General features: G+C 66.0%; 15 protein-coding genes. 5 read left to right on the forward strand and 10 right to left on the reverse strand.

All coding sequences use genetic code 11. The features are described from left to right. Window positions 1–73 precede the first annotated feature (73 nt). The 3 genes from ACNFH5_RS24960 to pqqF all read right to left on the reverse strand — a co-directional run bounded on the left by ACNFH5_RS24960 (window position 74) and on the right by pqqF (window position 4,354). Window positions 74–466 carry a hypothetical protein gene (locus ACNFH5_RS24960; RefSeq protein WP_416750659.1) on the reverse strand — a complete coding sequence of 131 codons (393 nt, stop codon included), beginning with the start codon at window positions 464–466 and terminating at the stop codon, window positions 74–76. Between the two features lie 80 nt (window positions 467–546). Then, entirely contained in the window at window positions 547–1,749 is a 1,203-nt protein-coding gene (locus ACNFH5_RS24965) for a porin (RefSeq protein ID WP_416750661.1), read from the reverse strand. A 313-nt stretch (window positions 1,750–2,062) separates the two neighbouring features. After that, window positions 2,063–4,354 (reverse strand): pyrroloquinoline quinone biosynthesis protein PqqF, encoded by a 2,292-nt coding sequence (pqqF, locus tag ACNFH5_RS24970; protein ID WP_416750663.1) that lies wholly within the window; start codon window positions 4,352–4,354, stop codon window positions 2,063–2,065. A gap of 150 nt (window positions 4,355–4,504) precedes the next feature. Between pqqF and ACNFH5_RS24975 the strand changes: the two genes are divergently transcribed. Together ACNFH5_RS24975 and ACNFH5_RS24980 are read left to right on the forward strand one after the other, a co-directional pair. Then, the gene (locus ACNFH5_RS24975) at window positions 4,505–5,032 is read left to right on the forward strand and encodes a cysteine hydrolase family protein (protein ID WP_416750665.1); all 528 of its coding nucleotides are present in this window, start codon (window positions 4,505–4,507) and stop codon (window positions 5,030–5,032) included. A 19-nt stretch (window positions 5,033–5,051) separates the two neighbouring features. After that, window positions 5,052–5,972, forward strand: a complete 921-nt coding sequence (locus ACNFH5_RS24980) for a LysR family transcriptional regulator (RefSeq protein ID WP_416750667.1) — start codon at window positions 5,052–5,054, stop codon at window positions 5,970–5,972. A 70-nt stretch (window positions 5,973–6,042) separates the two neighbouring features. Here the strand turns inward: ACNFH5_RS24980 and ACNFH5_RS24985 are convergent, their stop codons facing one another. The 4 genes from ACNFH5_RS24985 to ACNFH5_RS25000 form a co-directional block, all read right to left on the reverse strand. Next, window positions 6,043–7,482, reverse strand: a complete 1,440-nt coding sequence (locus ACNFH5_RS24985; RefSeq protein ID WP_416750669.1) for a short-chain fatty acid transporter — start codon at window positions 7,480–7,482, stop codon at window positions 6,043–6,045. A gap of 255 nt (window positions 7,483–7,737) precedes the next feature. Continuing rightward, window positions 7,738–8,919 carry an acetyl-CoA C-acetyltransferase gene (locus tag ACNFH5_RS24990; RefSeq protein ID WP_416750671.1) on the reverse strand — a complete coding sequence of 394 codons (1,182 nt, stop codon included), beginning with the start codon at window positions 8,917–8,919 and terminating at the stop codon, window positions 7,738–7,740. 102 nt (window positions 8,920–9,021) lie between these two features. After that, on the reverse strand, window positions 9,022–9,678 hold the full coding sequence (locus tag ACNFH5_RS24995) for a CoA transferase subunit B (protein ID WP_138523896.1): 657 nt from the start codon (window positions 9,676–9,678) through the stop codon (window positions 9,022–9,024). Window positions 9,679–9,824: 146 nt separating this feature from the next. Beyond that, the gene (locus ACNFH5_RS25000) at window positions 9,825–10,520 is read right to left on the reverse strand and encodes a CoA transferase subunit A (protein ID WP_416750673.1); all 696 of its coding nucleotides are present in this window, start codon (window positions 10,518–10,520) and stop codon (window positions 9,825–9,827) included. Window positions 10,521–10,647: 127 nt separating this feature from the next. Here ACNFH5_RS25000 and ACNFH5_RS25005 point away from each other — a divergent pair, with 127 nt between their 5' ends. Further along, window positions 10,648–11,550, forward strand: coding sequence for a LysR family transcriptional regulator (locus tag ACNFH5_RS25005; protein WP_416750675.1), 903 nt, complete (start codon window positions 10,648–10,650; stop codon window positions 11,548–11,550). A gap of 282 nt (window positions 11,551–11,832) precedes the next feature. On the opposite strand, the gene ACNFH5_RS25010 is transcribed toward ACNFH5_RS25005, so the two are convergent. Continuing rightward, complete coding sequence (locus ACNFH5_RS25010) at window positions 11,833–12,564, reverse strand: IclR family transcriptional regulator (protein WP_416750677.1); 732 nt, start codon at window positions 12,562–12,564, stop codon at window positions 11,833–11,835. A gap of 98 nt (window positions 12,565–12,662) precedes the next feature. Between ACNFH5_RS25010 and hmgA the strand changes: the two genes are divergently transcribed. Both hmgA and fahA read left to right on the forward strand, forming a co-directional pair. After that, window positions 12,663–13,955 (forward strand): homogentisate 1,2-dioxygenase, encoded by a 1,293-nt coding sequence (gene hmgA / locus ACNFH5_RS25015; protein WP_416750679.1) that lies wholly within the window; start codon window positions 12,663–12,665, stop codon window positions 13,953–13,955. A gap of 1 nt (window position 13,956) precedes the next feature. Continuing rightward, window positions 13,957–15,261 (forward strand): fumarylacetoacetase, encoded by a 1,305-nt coding sequence (gene fahA / locus ACNFH5_RS25020; RefSeq protein ID WP_416750681.1) that lies wholly within the window; start codon window positions 13,957–13,959, stop codon window positions 15,259–15,261. A gap of 359 nt (window positions 15,262–15,620) precedes the next feature. Here fahA and ACNFH5_RS25025 read toward each other — a convergent pair whose 3' ends face one another. Both ACNFH5_RS25025 and ACNFH5_RS25030 read right to left on the reverse strand, forming a co-directional pair. Then, complete coding sequence (locus tag ACNFH5_RS25025; RefSeq protein ID WP_416750683.1) at window positions 15,621–17,111, reverse strand: aldehyde dehydrogenase family protein; 1,491 nt, start codon at window positions 17,109–17,111, stop codon at window positions 15,621–15,623. A 16-nt stretch (window positions 17,112–17,127) separates the two neighbouring features. Then, on the reverse strand, window positions 17,128–17,532 hold the full coding sequence (locus tag ACNFH5_RS25030) for a c-type cytochrome (RefSeq protein ID WP_416750684.1): 405 nt from the start codon (window positions 17,530–17,532) through the stop codon (window positions 17,128–17,130). Window positions 17,533–17,651 lie beyond the last annotated feature (119 nt).

Here is a 17,651-nt window from a genome sequence, read left to right on the forward strand (position 1 = left end):
TTTTGTGGGGCGCAGAAAGGCCGGGGCACTGCAGCTGGCAACGCACTCGCGCAAGCAATGCGGCAGCAACGCCTCAAGCCATCGGCCAGAACATCAGCGTCAGGATGAACATCCCAGCATAGAACCCCGTCTCCAGCGTCTCCGTCCACGGCTGGATGCGTCGCAGCGCGCCGTAGATGTGGACCACGACCATGAGCGCCGCCACCGCCGCAAGCACCTCGAAGGTGGTCACCAGCGCCTCTGCGGTGAGGGCCGCGCGCAGCATGAGTCCTTCGACGATGAGGATGAACGCCCCCAGGCAGCGACCGAAATACACCGCAAGATCCGTGTGTTCCGGCAGTTTCCACTGCATCACCCGTGCCCACAGCAACGGCACCAGGAAGATGGGCAAGGCGAACACCAGGGTGGTGGCGATGGACAGAACCAACAGGTATGTCTGCGCGTGCGCGCTCCACAATCCGATCATGACGAGCCTTCCTTGAGTAAAAAAAGGCGGGCGACACGCTGTGCCGACCCGCCGAGCTGGAGCCAAAGGAGTTTGCGGAGTTACCAGTTGAGGACGGCGCCCACCGCGAAGGTGTCGGTGTCCTCGCTGACGGTGGAGCCCTTGCGGCCGTCGATCTCGTAGACGTTGTATTCGGCCACCAGCTTCAGGTTGTCGTTGATGGTGCGGAAGTAGGCGATGCCCTTGGTGGAATAGTCCGCCGCGCTGCCCAGGCCGTTGCCGTCGTCGCGGGTTTCGCCGGTGGACAGGGCCACGCGGTTCTTGCCCCAGCTGTAGGAGCCCTGCAGCAGCACGCCACGGCTGTCCACTTCACGCAGCGCGGCTTCGCCGGCGTTGTTGGTGAAGAACGGGTTGATGCCCTTGGCGGTGAAGCCCGAGCCAGTCAGCGAGAGGCCGCCCATCTTTGCCTGGATGCCGTAGCCCAGGCCCTTGGAGGTCACGCTGTCGACCTCGTCATTGGTGTTCTTCGACGTCTGGTAGGCGCCGTTGACCCAGCTGTAGATCTGCGCGCCACCCACATCGAACTGGTAGCTGATCTCGCTCTCGTAGCGCGGATTATCCTGGTAGGCCTTGTCGTCGAGGCCGTCGCTGGCATCCTTGTCGATCTGGTTGGTGTCGATCGGGTCCATGATGCCGACTGCCACGCGCAGGCCATCCACCAGATTGTTGTTGCGGTAGGTGATCTGCGAGGTCGGGAAGGGGTACGGGTAGCCGGTGCCGATGTTGCCGAAGGACACGCCCTTGCCGTCCACCAGGCCTAGGGTGTCGCTGGCGTTGCCGAAGCCGGCGAGCAGTTCGTCGAGGAAGATGTTGGAGCGCGAGAACAGGCCGAAGTCCTTGCCGATCAGCACTTCGCCCCAATCGCCGGCGACGTTGCCGTAGAACTGGCGGACGTCGATGGCGGTATCGGTGCCGTCCTGTTCGCTGTCGTTGATGGTCACCCAGAACGAGGAGCGCCCGGTGAGGGTCAGGTCGTCGATCTTCTTGCCGAAATTGAAGCCGATGTAGTTGGGCAGGAAGCCCATCTTCACCCGCGACTGGCGCCGGTCGTAGGTATCGCCGTTGCGGTCGACATCGCTGTTCACATAGAAGGCGTTGAAGTAGCCGTCGGTGGAAAAGGTCGTGTCGTCCTTGTCGTACAGCAGGATGTCGGCACGTACTCCGCTCGACAGTGAAGACATGGCCAGGGTGGCCAGGGCCAGCGGCAGCAGCTGGTGGCGGACGGCGATCTTGTTCTTGTTCATGGCGCTCTCCGGGTGGGGGGCGACTGTGGGTCAGTCGTGTCGGAGGCGATTATCGAAACGCTCGATGCCGCGCCATACGCTGCTTTGGCGCAGGTTCCACGGGCCTTGCGGGTGTCTCGCGGGAGTGCTGCGCAAGGCTCTGCGACTGCCGGCACTTAGGACGCGCCGCGATGGTCGCGGGTGATCGCGACCGCCGGCCCACTACTGCGGACCGCTACTGAGGACCAGTACCTTGGGCAAGCCGCTGGGCGTAAGGCAAAAGTCGCCCGGGGCACCCTCTTGCGGACGGCACCCTCGGTCGAAAGTACGAGGCTCAGGCGTGGCTGAGCAGCAGCCAGTGACCGCCCTGGGCGGAGGTCAGCGCCGAATGCGCAGCACGAAGCTCGGAGGCGCCGAGGCTGTCCAGAGCCTCGGCCATGAGCACCCGGTGAGACGGCGCGACGCCGGCCAACTGGTCGCTCCAGGCCTGCTGCAACCGCTCGGCGAAGTCGCCCGGCGTGCGCGCCAGTTCGGCAGCCAGTGGAGCACGCAGACTGTCAACGCGCTGCGGGTCCATGCGCTGCAGGGCCTCACCCTGACGGAAGAGAAAGCTGTCCACCTCTGCCTGCAATTCCACCGCCGACAGTAGCGGCGACTGCACGGCGAAAAGGATGCCACGCCGCATACCCACCTGACGGAATCCGCAGTAAAGCGCGTAGGCCAGTTGCCGCTCGCCGCGCAGCCAATGGAAGAAGGCCGGCTCCAGTACGCGGGCCAGCAGGCGCCAGGCGGCTTCGTCGGCCGCCGAACGGGATGCCAACGGGCAGAACAGCAGCAGCGCGGCCTCACCCGGCATCTCCAGCACCTGGCGATGACGGCCGGGCGGACCATTGCGTGGCGGCAACGCGCTGGTGGTCGAGTAGCCAGCCAGGGTGTCCGGCAGCTCAATACCCAGGGCCAGGGCATCCCAATGAGCCGCCGACCAGTCCGGCAACGCGTCGCTTTCTCCCGCCAGCATCGGTGGCAGCAGGTCGAGCAACTGGCGGATAGGCATTTCCCCTTCACGACGCCGGCGCTCAGTTGCCAGTAGCCGAGCGCCCTGCCCCAATACCCTGGCGGAGGGCTTCCGCAGGGCTTCGATCGCCGATTCCGCCAACTCCGCGAGATGGTTCTTCGCACCGGACAGCAGCAGCGCCCAGTCGCTTTCCATGGCCTCCAGACGCAGCGTGACGCCTTCGTGCCGCGCTGCCCCAGCCAGCGGGCGCAGGGCCTGCCGCGCGGCAAGAAAGGCTTGCCGACCCGGCGCCTGCGCAAAGCGCCAGCGCAGGTGCAGAGCCGCAGGCTCCACACCCGCGAGGTGCTGCGTCGGGGTGAAGGACCACGGCTCACCACGCAAGGGTTCAACAGTACGCTGCGGGCTACGTGCAACGTCCAGGGTGAAGCCGGCCGAGGTCAGCGACTCGCCGATCACGGACTCGCAGGCAAGCAGGCGGATCACGCGGGGGGCCACCAACTGATCCAGCCATGCCGATGACCCGGCGCTACTCGCGCAACGTTGCAGTTGCTCCAGCACTCCCGTTGACTCATCGGCGGGAGCGGCGGCGAGAAGCTCCGCCGGCAACTTGCGCAAGGCATCCAGCCAGGCGAAGAAAGCTGCCTCAACAAGGTCGGCGGCGGAGGCTTCGGCCAGCTCGAAATCGAAACGCAGTAACGCCTGGCCATTGGCGAAACGGCTCAGCCGTGCACGGGCGCTGTCGCCCAGGCCGTTCTGCCCCAGACAGGCCAACAGCGAGCCGGGCGCCTCGTCGGCCAGCCAGCCTTGCAGTTGCCGCAGCAGCACACAGCCCTCGCCCGCCATACCGTCCAGGGCAAACGCCAGGACCAGTCGCGGCGCACCGGGCAAACGAAGCTTGAGCTCCTGGCCGCTCAGCGGCAGGAGGGACTCGACGCTGGAGGGATCAACCAGCCCGCCCGACGGAAATACACCCGCCTCGCGCCGGGCCAGGGCTTCCAGTTCCTCCAGCGATTGCGGCCCCTGCAGCCAAAGCTCCAGCCCCCGGCCAGCCTGAGAGGCGCGGATGAAATCACGCAGGGCCTTCTGGAATCCGACGCTTTCCACCTTCAGGCTGTCGCGTCGGCCGGCCACGAAGCGCCCCAGTGGGTGCCCCGGCGCCACGGCCAGCGCCAGGGCAGCGTCGATCAGGGTATCGGGGTCGCGGCCACGGGCAAGATACTCCGCTTCCAGCACCTCGCGTTCGGCGACCTGCACGGCTTCATCCAGAACCGGCCGCGCGAGCATATCCACCAGCCGCGCCAATCCATCCCCCAGTGCCATGTCGGGCACTTCGAAGAAGTAGTCGGTGTACCGCGCACGGGTACTGGCGTTGACCCGCCCGCCTCGGGCCTGTACCCACGGCATCAGGCGCTCGCCCTCGACGAAGCGTTCGCCACAGAGGAACAACAGGTGCTCGATGAAATGCGCGAGGCCGGGGAAGTCTTGTGGCTCGTCATGGCTGCCGCGAGCGATGCGCAGCAGCGCGCCGGCGCGGCTGGCACCGGGAGCGTGGATCAGCGTGGCGCGCAGGCCGTTGGCGAGGGTCAGGGTCTTGGCGGGAAGGCTGTTCATCGGCATCCGGTCCGGTTCATGGCCGCCACCATCGCCGAAGGCACGGCAAAGGGAAATACGGCTTTGGCAGCAAACGCTTGCCGGCATTGGCCCACGCCATCAGGCCGGCTACCATTCCCGGCTCCACTCGACTTTCGGAAGTCTCTCGCCATGAGCACCGCCCTGCTGATCATCGACGTCCAGTCCGACCTGTGTACCGGCGACTACGCCTGTTTCGACATCGACAACGTGCTGCAGCGCATCAACGCCATGAGCCGCGAAGCGCGTGAGGCCGGCGTGCCGGTGGTGCTGGTGCAGCACGAGGACGATGACCTGCAGTATGGCAGCGCCGGCTGGCAGCTGGAAACGCGCTTGCTCACCGATGGCGCCGACCTCAAGGTACGCAAGACCACCCCGGACTCATTCCTGCGCACCGACCTGGCCGAGCATCTGGACGCGCACGGCATCGATCACCTGGTGATCTGCGGCCTGCAAAGCGACTATTGCGTCGACACCACCACTCGCCGCGCCCTCGCTCAGGGCTATAGCGTGACGCTGGTGGGCGATGCCCATTCCACGGTCGACAATGCCGTGCTCAGCGCCGCGCAGATCAGCGCGCACCACAACGCCGTACTGGGTAGCATCAGCAGCTTCGGCCCGCGCGCGAAGGTCATCCCGGCCGCCGACGTGCACTTCTGAGGCCCGCCAGGAAATCGCCATGAACTTCGACTGGAACGATATCCCGATCCTGCTCGCCCTCGCCCGCCATGGCAGCATGAGTGCCGCCGGCCGCGCGCTGGGCGTCGATCCCTCGACCATGAGCCGGCGCCTGGTGGCGGCGGAGAGCGCGCTGCAGACCCGTCTGTTCATCCGCGATAACTCGGGGTACAAGGCCACCGATGCCGGCGAGGCTTTCCTCAGCCATGCCGAGCGCATCCTCGGCGATGTGCAGAGCATGCTGCTGGAGACCCGCGACGAGGCCAGCGCCATCAGCGGCAGCGTGCGCATCACCGCGGTGGACTTCCTCTTCAGCCACTGGCTGGTGCAGCACATGCCGCAACTGGCGCGCGCCTATCCGAGCCTGCAGCTGCAACTGATTCCGGCGAACCGTTCGCTGTCCTTCACCCGTCGCGAGGCCGACTTCGCGCTACGCCTGGCGCGCCCGGCGGAAGACGCCGCCCTGGTGATGCGCAAGGTCGCCGACATCGGCTTCGCGGTGTACGCCGCGACCTCCTTCTCCCGCGTGCCGGTGGAACTCTGGCCGCAACAGGCCTGGCTCGGCTATGGCGAGGAGCTCGACGATACGCCGGAGATGGCCTGGGTGCGTGGCTTCGCCCCCGATGCCGGCTTCGCCCTGCGGGCCAGTAGCGTGACCACGCTGATCCATGCCTGCCAGAGCGGCCTGGGCATGGCCCTGCTGCCCTGCATTCTCGGCGATCGCGAGGGCCTGGTGCGTCTTTCCGGGCCGGTGGTGGTGCGCGAGATCTGGCTGCTCAGTCACCGCGATGCCGGCCGCATCGGCCGTTTCCAGGCGGTCAGCGATTGGCTGCGCGAGGTGTTCGACCAGGACGCCGCGCAGCTCAGCGGCGAACACCTGGATGCACGCGTGCTGGGGCCGGTGGAGATCAGCCGGGGCTGATTCCCGTGCAGAAAAAAGCCCGGATGTCTCTCGACCTCCGGGCTTGCTGCTGCAGGGGCCGAATGCGTGGTTACGGCTGGACCGGCGGCAGGTATTGCAGGGTCGTACCCAGCGCCCAGAGCAGGAACAGCACCAGCGGGATGTGCACCAGCAACTGGACGAAGCTGAAGCCGATCAGGTCGCGGGCCTTGAGGCCCAGCACGCCCAGCAGCGGCAACATGTAGAACGGGTTGATCAGGTTCGGCAGCGCCTCGGCGGCGTTGTAGATCTGCACCGCCCAGCCCAGGTGGTACTGCAGCTCATTGGCCACCTGCATCACGTACGGCGCCTCGATGATCCACTTGCCGCCGCCGGACGGGATGAAGAAGCCCAGCACCGCCGAGTACACGCCCATCAGCAGCGCGTAGGTGTCATGGGAGGCGATCTGCACGAAGAAGGTGGAGATGTGGTGGGCGATGGTCGAACCGTCGCCACCCTTCACCGTGGTCATGATCGCCGCGATGGAGCCGTACAGCGGGAACTGGATCAGCACGCCGGTGGTGGTCGGCACGGCGCGGGCCACGGCGTCGAGGAAGTTGCGCGGACGCCAGTGCAGTAGCGCACCGACCATGATGAACAGCAGGTTGTAGGTGTTCAGCCCGGAAATCGCGGTGATCGCAGGCTTGGTGCTGAACTCGTGGAACAGCCAGCCTCCGGCCAGGGCCACCAGCATGAGGATCAGCAGCGGGCTGTGCTCCAGCCATTCGCCGGGACGCGTCGCCTTGGGTGCGCTGGGCGGGGTGAAGCTGACGTCCACGCCGCAGGCCTTGGCATCGCGGGCGCTGCCGGCGCCGGGCGCGGTCATGTAGGCAATCACCAGCGACACCAGCACCAGGGCCAACAGCATCACACCGGACTGCCAGAGGAAGATGGTTTCGGTAAACGGGATGACACCAGTGATCGCCAGGATCGACGGCGGCAGGCTGGCCGGGTTGGCCTGCAGCTGCGCGGCGGACGACGACAGGCCCAGCGCCCATACGGCACCCAGGCCCAGGTAGGCGGCAGCGCCGGCGGCGCGGTAGTCCATCTTCAGGTCTTCGCGGCGCGCCAGTGCGCGCACCAGCAGGCCACCGAACACCAGAGACAGGCCCCAGTTGAGCAGCGAAGCGAGCATGGAGATCAGCGCGACCCAGGCCACTGCCGAGCGGCCGTTCTTCGGCACGCGGGCAAACAGGTCGATGAGTCGGGAAGCCGGGCCCGAGCTGGCGACGACATAACCACCGATGACCACGAAGGCCATCTGCATGGTGAAGGGAATCAGGCTCCAGAAGCCGTCACCGAAAGCCTTGGCGGTCTCGGTGGCGGGTGCGCCGATGGCCAGGGCAGCGAGGGTGACGATCAACACCGCGAGTGCGGCGAAGACCCAGGAGTCGGGGAACCAGCGTTCGGCCCAGTTGGAACAAGCCATGGCGAAGCGCGCCGAACGGCTGTCCTGCAGGGCTGTGCCGGGGGTGTGCACGTGGGAAGTCATAATGGTCTACCTCGTTGTTCTTGTAATGGTTCATCGTCGAACGGGGCTTGTGGCAATTCCCGTTCTGGAATGAAAAACCGCCCGGCCTGCGTGGGGCCGAGCGGTGACGCAAGGGCTTGCCGGCGCCGGGGGACGCCGAAAACCGTGGAGGGATGTCGTCTGTCGGTGTGCCCACCTCCCATCCCGCCTGCCGGAACGGCATGGATAGATGCCGCCCGGCGCTCGCCAATTGGTCGTTGTTCGCGTGTTCCCCGATCAGTCGCGCACGAGGGCCATTGCAACACCTTGGCCACCGCCGATGCACAGGGTCGCCAGACCCTTCTTCGCATCGCGGCGGAGCATCTCGTGGAGCAGCGTCACCAACACGCGGGCGCCCGATGCGCCAATCGGATGGCCAAGGGCAACGGCGCCGCCGTTGACGTTGACCTTCTCGGCGTTCCAGCCCAGCTCCTTGCCGACCGAGAGTGCCTGCGCGGCGAACGCTTCGTTGGCCTCGATCAGCTCGACGTCATCCAGGCTCCAGCCTGCCTTCTCCAGGCAGCGACGGGTGGCGGTCACGGGGGCGATGCCCATGATCGACGGATCGACGCCACTGCTGGCATAGGCTTGGATGCGCGCCAGAACCGGCAGGTTCAGACTCTTCGCACGCTCGGCACTCATCAGCAGCACGGCGGCGGCGCCATCGTTGAGGGTGGATGCGTTGCCGGCGGTGACGGTGCCGTCCTTCTTGAAAGCCGGCTTGAGCTTGCCCAGGGACTCGGCGGTGGTGCCGGCGCGCGGCTGTTCGTCGGTGTCGAAGGACAGCGGATCGCCCTTGCGCTGCGGGATCAGCACCGGGGTGATCTCGTCCTTGAAGCGGCCCGCCTCGATGGCCGAGGCGGCCTTCAGCTGGGATTGCGCGGCGAAGGCGTCCTGCGCCTCGCGGCTGATGTCGAACTTCTGGGCCAGGTTCTCGGCGGTGATGCCCATGTGGTAGTCGTTGAAGGCATCGATCAGGCCGTCACGCAGCAGGGTGTCCTGCAGTTCTGCGTGGCCCATGCGCAGGCCGGTGCGCGCCTTGGGCAGCAAGTAGGGCGCGAGGCTCATACTCTCCTGGCCGCCGGCGATGATGGCCTCGGCATCGCCACAACGGATCGCCTGGACGCCGAGGAACAGTGACTTCAGGCCGGAGCCGCAGAGCTTGTTGATGGTCATCGACGGCACTTCCACCGGCAGGCCCGCGCCGATAGCAGCCTGGCGTGCGGGGTTCTGTCCGGCGCCGGCGGTGAGCACCTGGCCGAGGATGACTTCGTCGATCTGCTCTGGCTTGACGCCGCTGCGCTCAAGCAGCGAGCGGATGACCAGGCTGCCCAGTTCGTGGGCGGGAATGTTCGCCAGGCTGCCCTGGAAGGCGCCGATGGCGGTACGGGTGGCGGCGACAATGACTACGTCTTGCATGGGTTTCACTCCAAAGCTGGCCTTATCTGTAGGAGCGAGCTTGCTCGCGAACGTGTCCGGGCGGGTTCGCGAGCAAGCTCGCTCCTACAAAGGATCACTGGGTCAGAAGGTCATTTCCTTCACATCGTCCGGCACGATGAGGCGGCCGGCGGTCTTCTCGGCGATCTCGGCTACGCTCACGCCCGGCGCAGTCTCGCGCAGGATGAAAGCGCCGTCCTCGATCTCCAGATACGCCAGGTCGGTGAGCACCTTGCGGATACAGCCGGCGCCGGTCAGCGGCAGCGAGCAGCGCTCCAGCAGCTTGGACTCGCCATCCTTGGAGGCGTGGGTCATGGTGACGATGATGTTGTCCGCGCCGGCCACCAGGTCCATGGCGCCGCCCATGCCCTTCACCAACTTGCCGGGGATCATCCAGGAGGCGATGTTGCCCTGGACGTCCACTTCGAAGGCGCCCAGCACGGTGAGGTCGACGTGGCCGCCGCGGATCATCGCGAAGGATTCGGCGGAGGAGAAAATCGACGCGCCTTTCACGGCGGTCACGGTCTGCTTGCCGGCGTTGATCATGTCGGCGTCGACGCTGTCTTCGGTGGGGAACGCACCCATGCCGAGCAGGCCGTTCTCCGATTGCAGCATCACTTCCATGCCCTCGGGCACGTAGTTGGCAACCAGGGTCGGAATGCCGATACCCAGGTTCACGTAGAAGCCATCCTGCAGCTCGCGCGCCACGCGCTGAGCCATTTGTTCGCGGGTAAGTGCCATGGCTGAATCTCTTCTCTTGTTCAATGCGGTTGAAGATCGAGCGAGCTAGCGACTGGCTAGGCGGATTTGAAACGAGTGCGCGGAGTTCAGATGCCCTAAATGAGCAGGCCTCGTTTCCCGCCGCCAGGCCGACGCGCAGCCGATCCTTAGCGAGTCGTGCGTTTCTCGATGCGCTTTTCGAAGGAGCCCTGGATGATGCGGTCGACGTAGATACCGGGGGTGTGGATCTGGGTGGGATCCAGCTCGCCCGGTTCGACGATCTCTTCCACCTCGACGACGGTGATGCGGCCCGCGGTAGCGACTACCGGATTGAAGTTCTGCGCGGTGTGGCGATAGATGACGTTGCCGTAGTGGTCGGCCTTCCAGCCCTTGACGATGGCGAAGTCGCCGGTGATGGCGCGCTCCATCACGTAATGGCGGCCGTCGAACTCGCGCACTTCCTTGCCGTCGGCGACCGGGGTGCCGTAACCGGTGGCGGTGAAGAAGGCCGGGATGCCGGCGCCGCCAGCACGAAGTTTTTCCGCCAGGGTGCCCTGCGGGGTCAGTTCGACCTCCAGTTCGCCGGACAGCAGCTGTTGCTCGAACAGGGCGTTCTCGCCAACGTAGGACGCGATCATCTTGCGGATCTGGCGGTCCTCCAGCAGTACGCCGAGGCCGAAGCCGTCGATGCCGCAGTTGTTGGAGACCACGGTCAGGCCCTTCACGCCCATCTTGCGAATCTGCGCGATGAGGTTTTCCGGGATGCCGCAGATGCCGAAACCGCCCGCCAGTACCGTCATGTCGTCGGTAAGCCCGGCGAGGGCTTCCTCGTAACTGCCTACACGCTTGTCGAGTCCTGCCATGTTGCTGCTGCCTCTTTCTTATTTGGGGTATCCGACCAGCCGGTCAGAGAGCGAATGCAGCTTCACCGGCAACGACTGATTTGTTAAGTTTGTTTTTCCAATTTATTGATTTGGAATCCTAATCAATATGACCGTGAAGCAGTTGCGCGCCTTCCTCGCCGTGGCCCAGAGCCTGAGCTTCGCCCAGGCCTGCGAGCGCTTGCACCTGTCGCAACCGGCGCTGAGCCTGGCGATCAAGAGCCTCGAAGACTCCCTCGGCGGCCAGTTGCTGGTGCGCACCACCCGCAGCGTGGCGCTGACTCCCGAGGGCGAGACACTGCTGCCCCTGGCTCGCCGCCTGCTGGCGGACTGGGACAATGCGGAGGAAGTGATGCACCAGCACTTCACCCTGCAACTGGGCAAGGTCTCCATCGCCGCCATGCCCTCCTTTGCCGGCAACCTGCTACCCGCCGTGCTGCGCACTTTCCGCGACCGCCACCCGAAAGTGAACGTGGCCGTGCACGACGTGATCAACGAGCAGGTGCTGGAGATGGTGCGCAACCGCCGTGTAGAGCTGGGCATCGCCCTGGAGCCGGACAGCCTCGATGGGCTTACCTTCACGCCCTTCTACACCGACCGTTTCGTCGCGGTGCTGCCGGCGGATTCAGCGCTGGTGAACCAAGCTCGGATCACCTGGGAGCAGTTGCTGGAAGACCATTTCATTACCTTGCAGCGCCCGTCGGCCGTGCGTCTGCTACTGGAGGACCAGCTCCTGTCACGACACGGAAGGCTGCCGGTGGCCTTTGAAAGCCACCAGTTGGTAACCGTGGGCCGGATGGTGGCCGAAGGGCTGGGCGTCAGCGCCGTGCCGCGCCTGTGCCGGCAGCAGATGGAGGAGTTGGGTGCGCGCTGCGTGGCGCTGGAAGAACCCCGCATCGAACGCCGCGTTGGCCTGTTCTGCCTGGCGGAGCACAAGCTCTCCAGCGCCGCGCAGGCGCTGAGCGATGTGCTGGTGAACGCAACGGATTGGGCGGGATTAGAACGGGAATGAAATTTACCTGTAGGAGCGAGCTTGCTCGCGAACAGCTTCACGGCGAGGCTGGTTCGCGAGCAAGCTCGCTCCTACGACTGCCCTCTCCCTGGAGGTATTGCACTCGGCCCATTGCCCTCTCCCTAACCCTCTCCCTGAAGGGAGAGGGGACTGTCTGGCGTGCGCTGATAACACCGCGCTCGCCGGCTGACTCTGAGTCAACGCCTCGCGCCGAACGGCTCCCTCTCCCTTCAGGGAGAGGGCTGGGGAGAGGGCACGCCCGAGCACCGAAACCTTAGACAGTCAAACCTCTCCCCCCATCCGCAAACTGACCTCTCGCGCCGTCTCCAGCAGTGCCTGCGCTGCCTCACCCTGGAGCTCGGCAGCAAAGCTCGCCTGCGAACCCACCAGGGTAATCACCCCCGCCAACTCCTGGCCGGTCTTGAACAGCGGCACCGACAGCGCGTTCACCCCTGGCATCAATAGCCCGTGGATCGCACAAAGCCCTTCCGAACGGATGCCATCCAGAATGCTCTGATCCGCCCCCTCCTCCAGCCCGGCCTTGTAGGCTGCGAACACCAGCCCAGTGGACGAGCCGTGCAGCGGTAGCACCGAGCCGACCTGGGTCACCAGCGTGACCATGCCCTGGGCCGGCTCGACCTGTACCACGGTCGGCCCGTGGCTGCCCCAGATGGCCAGGAAGCAGGTCTGCCCCAGCTGATCGCGCAGATCGGCCAGCGCCGGGCTGGCCAGCTTCACCACATCCAGCCGACGAATCGCCGCGAGGCCGACATACAGAGCCTCACGGCCCAGCCCGTAATGATTGGTCAGCGGGTCCTGCTCGGCGAAGCCGCTGGCGATCAGCGCCTGCAGGTAGCGGTGGACCTTGGCCGCCGGCATGCCCAGGTACTCACCCAGGCGCTTGAGCGAGGTGCTCGGCGCGAGGTCCGCCAGGGCCTTGAGAATCTGCGTGCCGACCTCGGCGGACTGCACCTTGGTGCCCTTCGTCGGGACGGAGTCTTCTGCGTCGTTCATGGTCTTCAACTTAAAGGAACTCCCGGACGGACTTGACGGCCCGCCGACACGAAATTACGTTAATCGTAATTCAATTACGATAACAAGAGTAAACCATCATGATCGCCTCACCTGCCTACCAATCCGGGTTCGGCAACGAATTCGCCAGCGAGGCCCTGCCGGGAGCCCTGCCCGTGGGCATGAACTCGCCGCAGCAAGTGCCCTTCGGCCTCTACGCCGAGCAGTTCTCCGGCACCGCCTTCACCGTTCCGCGCAGCGAGGCCCGGCGCACCTGGCTGTACCGCATACGCCCGTCCGCCGCGCACCCGCGATTCGAACGCCTGGAGCGGCAGATCACCGGCAGCGCCCTCGGCGCGGTCACGCCCAACCGCTTGCGCTGGAACAGCTTCGCGACGCCCGAGGAGCCTACCGACTTCGTCGACGGCCTGCTATGCATGGCCGCCAACGCCGAGGCGGAGGCCTGCAGCGGCGTCAGCCTGTACGCCTACCGCGCCAATATTTCCATGCGCCGGGTGTTCTTCAACGCCGATGGCGAGCTGCTGATCGTGCCCCAGGCCGGCCGCCTGCGCCTGGTAACCGAGCTGGGCGTGCTGGAACTGGAGCCGCTGGAGATCGCCGTGATTCCGCGCGGCATGCGTCTGCGCATCGAGCTGCTGGGAGCCGAAGCAGCCGGCTATGTAGCGGAAAACCATGGCGCCGCGCTGCGCCTGCCCGACCTGGGCCCCATCGGCAGCAATGGCCTGGCCAATGCCCGCGACTTCCTCGCCCCGGTGGCGCACTACGAAGATGTGGAAGGCCCGGTGCAACTGGTGCAGAAGTTCCTCGGCGAACTCTGGGGCACCACCCTCGATCATTCGCCGCTGGACGTCGTCGCCTGGCACGGTAACAACGTGCCCTACAAGTACGACCTGCGCCGTTTCAATACCATCGGCACGGTGAGCTACGACCATCCGGACCCGTCCATCTTCACCGTGCTGACCTCACCCAGCGACACCCACGGCATGGCCAACATGGACTTCGTGATCTTCCCGCCGCGCTGGATGGTGGCCGAAAGCACCTTCCGCCCGCCGTGGTTCCACCGCAACCTGATGAACGAGTTCATGGGCCTGATCCAGGGCGTGTACGACGCCAAGGCAGATGGTTTTGTCCCCGGTGGCGCTTCGCTGCACAACTGCATGAGCGCCCACGGCCCGGACAACGCTACCACCGTGCAGGCGATCGCCGCCGACCTCAAACCCCACAAGATCGACCAGACCATGGCCTTCATGTTCGAGACCGGCCGCGTGCTGCGCCCCAGCCGCTTCGCCCTCGACTGCCCGCAACTGCAGCGTGACTACGACAGTTGCTGGAGCGGCATGCAGAAGACCTTCGACCCTTCCCAGGAGCAGTAACATGAGCGGCGCCCACAACACCCAGAGCTGGATCGAATCGGCCAACGGCCATCCGGACTTCCCCCTGCAGAACCTGCCCCTGGGCGTGTTCAGCCCGCCGGGTGACTCGCCCCGTGGCGGCGTCGCCATCGGCGACTACATCTTCGACCTGAAGACCGCCTGCGAGACCGGTCTCTTCCACGGCGCCGCGCATCAGGCAGCGCTGATTGCCAGCGGCGACAGCCTGAATGCCTTCTTCGCCGCCGGCCCCACCGCCCGTCGCACCCTGCGTGAGGCGCTGACCCACCTGCTCAGCGAAGGCAGCGGTGAACAGAAGCGCATGGAGCAACTCGGCGCCGCGCTGCTCAAACCCCAAGCCGCGTGCCGTATGCACCTGCCGGCCAAAGTGGGCGACTACACCGACTTCTACGTCGGCATCCATCACGCTAAGAACGTCGGCAAACTGTTCCGCCCGGACAACCCATTGCTGCCCAACTACAAGTACGTGCCCATCGGCTACCACGGCCGCGCGTCCACCATCGTGCCCTCCGGCACCGAAGTGCGCCGCCCCAACGGCCAGACCCTGCCCGCCGGCCTGGACGTACCGGTGTTCGGCCCTTGCGCGCGGATGGACCTTGAGCTGGAACTGGGCATCTGGATCGGCCAGGGCAACGACCAGGGCAAGGCAATCCCGATCAATGCCGCGTCGGGGCACATCGCCGGCTTCTGCCTGCTCAACGACTGGTCCGCGCGTGACGTGCAGGCCTGGGAATACCAGCCACTGGGGCCGTTCCTGTCGAAAAGCTTCGCCACCACCGTATCGCCCTGGGTGGTCACCGCGGAGGCGCTGGAGCCCTTCCGCGTCGCCCAGCCGGCCCGCCCGGAAGGCGATCCGCAGCCGCTGCCGTACCTGTACGACCAGGGCGACCAGCAGCACGGCGCGCTGGATATCGAACTCGAAGTCCTGCTGCACACCGCGCGCATGCGCCGCGAACACCAGAGCGCGGAACGCATCGCCCTGAGCAACACGCTGAACATGTACTGGACCGTCGCGCAGATGGTGGCGCACCACAGCGTCAACGGCTGCCGCCTGCAAGCGGGCGACCTGTTCGGCTCCGGCACCCTCTCCGGGGAAACCCCGGACAGCTTCGGCAGCCTGCTGGAACTCACCGGCGGCGGCAAGCAGCCCGTGGTACTGAGCAATGGCGAGGAACGGCGCTTCCTCGAAGACGGCGACGAGATCATCCTGCGCGCCCGCTGCCGCCGCGACGGATATGCCTCCATCGGCTTTGGCGAGTGCCGTGGGCGGATCCTGCCGGCGCATTGAGGCCGCCGCGCCAGCCTTATCCGCCGGATCGCCGGCGCGCGTTGCGCGTTCGCGGGCATGCCCCGCCCCTACAAGGAGCACCTGCTCTTCGTAGGAGCGAGCTTGCTCGCGAACCGTCCCAGCTGCGTTGCCGTCGGTTGTTCGCGAGCAAGCTCGCTCCTACAGAGCCCCACCGAATTGCGCGCAAGAACGGCGGTTCGCGAGCAAGCTCGCTCCTACAGAGCCCCCCGAATTGCGCGCAAGAACGGCGGTTCGCGAGCAAGCTCGCTCCTGCAAGTCCAATCTTGTCTACTTCCCGCGCAAAAAAAACGGGCCCGAAGGCCCGCTGCTAAACGAGGGTGTTGCTCTCTCACTATCAATCAGTGTGCGATGCACACCGATTTGATCTCGGTGTAGGCCTCGACCACGGCACGGCCGAACTCGCGGCCCATGCCCGACTGCTTCACGCCGCCAAAAGGCATGCTCGGATCGAGCAGGACGTGGGCGTTGACCCACACGGTACCGGACTCGATGCGCGGCACCAGGTTCATCGCCTTGGACAGGTCGTTGGTCCACAGGCTCGCACCCAGGCCGTATTCGCTGTCATTGGCCATCTCGATGGCCTGGTCTTCGTCGTCGAAAGGCAGGACTGCCAGCACCGGGCCGAAGACTTCGTCGCGGGCCACGGCCATCTGCATGGTCACGTCAGCCAGCACGGTGGGCTGCACGTAGAAACCGCTGCCAGCGATCTGCTCGCCGCCGCAGACGATGCGCGCGCCCTGCTCGCCGGCACGGGCGATGTGGTCGAGTACGCTGCGCTGCTGCTTGGCGGATACCAGCGGGTTGATCTGCGCGCTCGGGTCCATGCCCTCGCCCAGGCTCATGCCGGCTACTGCGGCGGCCAGCTTTTCGACGAACTCGTCATAGCGCGAACGGTGCACGTAGAAGCGCGAGGCCGCAGCGCAGACCTGGCCGTTGTTCAGCAGGCCGCCCAGCAGTGCGCCCTGCACGGCGTTGTCGATGTTGGCGTCGGCCAGCACGATCATCGGGTTCTTGCCGCCCAGTTCCAGGGCAAAGCGGGTCATGTTCTGCACAGCGGCCAGGCCGACGCTACGACCCACGGCGGTGGAGCCGGTGAAGGAGACCTTGTTGATCAGCTTGTGGCTGGCCAGGCCGCCACCGATGCGCGGGCCGTCGCCGGTCACCAGGTTGAACACGCCCGCCGGTACGCCGGCTTCGAAGGCCAGTTCGGCCAGGCGCAGGGCAGTCAGCGGAGTTTCCGAAGCGGGCTTGATCACCACGCTGTTGCCGGTGGCCAGCGCCGGGATCAGCTTCCACACGGCGATCATCAGCGGGAAGTTCCACGGCACGATGCCGGCCACCACGCCCACCGGCTCGCGGCGGGTGTAGGCGGTGAACTTGGCGCCGGGCGGCAGCGGGATGGAGACATTCAGCGACTGGCCTTCGATCTTGGTCGCCCAGCCGGCCATGTAGCGCATGAATTCGACAGTGGCGCCCACGTCCAGCATGCGCGCAATGTTGATCGACTTGCCCTGGCTGAGGGTTTCCAGCTGGGCCAGTTCTTCGCCGTTGGCTTCCACCAGGTCGGCGAAGCGCAGCAGGATGCGCTCGCGGTCGGCCGGGCGCAGGTCGGCCCAGACGCGGGACTTGAACGAAGCCTGGGCGGATTTCACCGCACGGTCGAGCAGGTCGGTGTCGATGTCGGCGACGCTGGAGATTGCCTCGCCGGTGGCCGGGTTGAGCACGTCGGTGCGGGCGCCTTCGGGCACCACCCAGGCGCCGTCGATGAAGCAGCCGTGCTTGCGTGCGAGGAAGGCAGCGACCTGAGGCAGGGTCTGTGTGACGTTCATGGTCTCTCCTGAAAGATCAGTGCTGCTGGCTCAGCCAGCAGGTGAGCGCCCGCCGCTCGGCCGCGTCGGCCAGTCCTGCGAAGGGCATGTAGGTTCCCGGCACGGCGGCCTGGGGCTGGCTGACGAATGCGTCGAGGTTGTCGCGCGACCAGGTCGCGCCCTTGCCCTTCATCGCCTGGGAATAGCTGAAGCCGGCGAGCGAGCCGGCCATGCGACCGACCACGCCATGCAGGTTGGGCCCCATCATGCCGGGGCCGTCGGCCTTGGCGGTGTGGCAGATCGAGCAGTCGCGAGCGAAGACGGTCTCGCCCTGCTGGGCATCGCTTGCCGGGCAGTCGCCGGCGAACGCCAGGACCGGTTGCAGCAGTGCGCCGGCCAGCATCAGGCCAAGGGCGCCGAATCGGAGCTTGTTGCGGGACATCGGGAAATCACCTTCGAGTACAGCTTGCGGCCGGATGGCGCGCGTCATCGAAGGTGATTGTTGCCAGCGGCGCTGGGGAGAGTCTTTTCCTCTGTGCCAGTCGTGTTGGCGGGAGTGCC

The organism is Pseudomonas sp. NY15435 (genome assembly GCF_048068295.1).
Lineage (GTDB): Bacteria > Pseudomonadota > Gammaproteobacteria > Pseudomonadales > Pseudomonadaceae > Pseudomonas.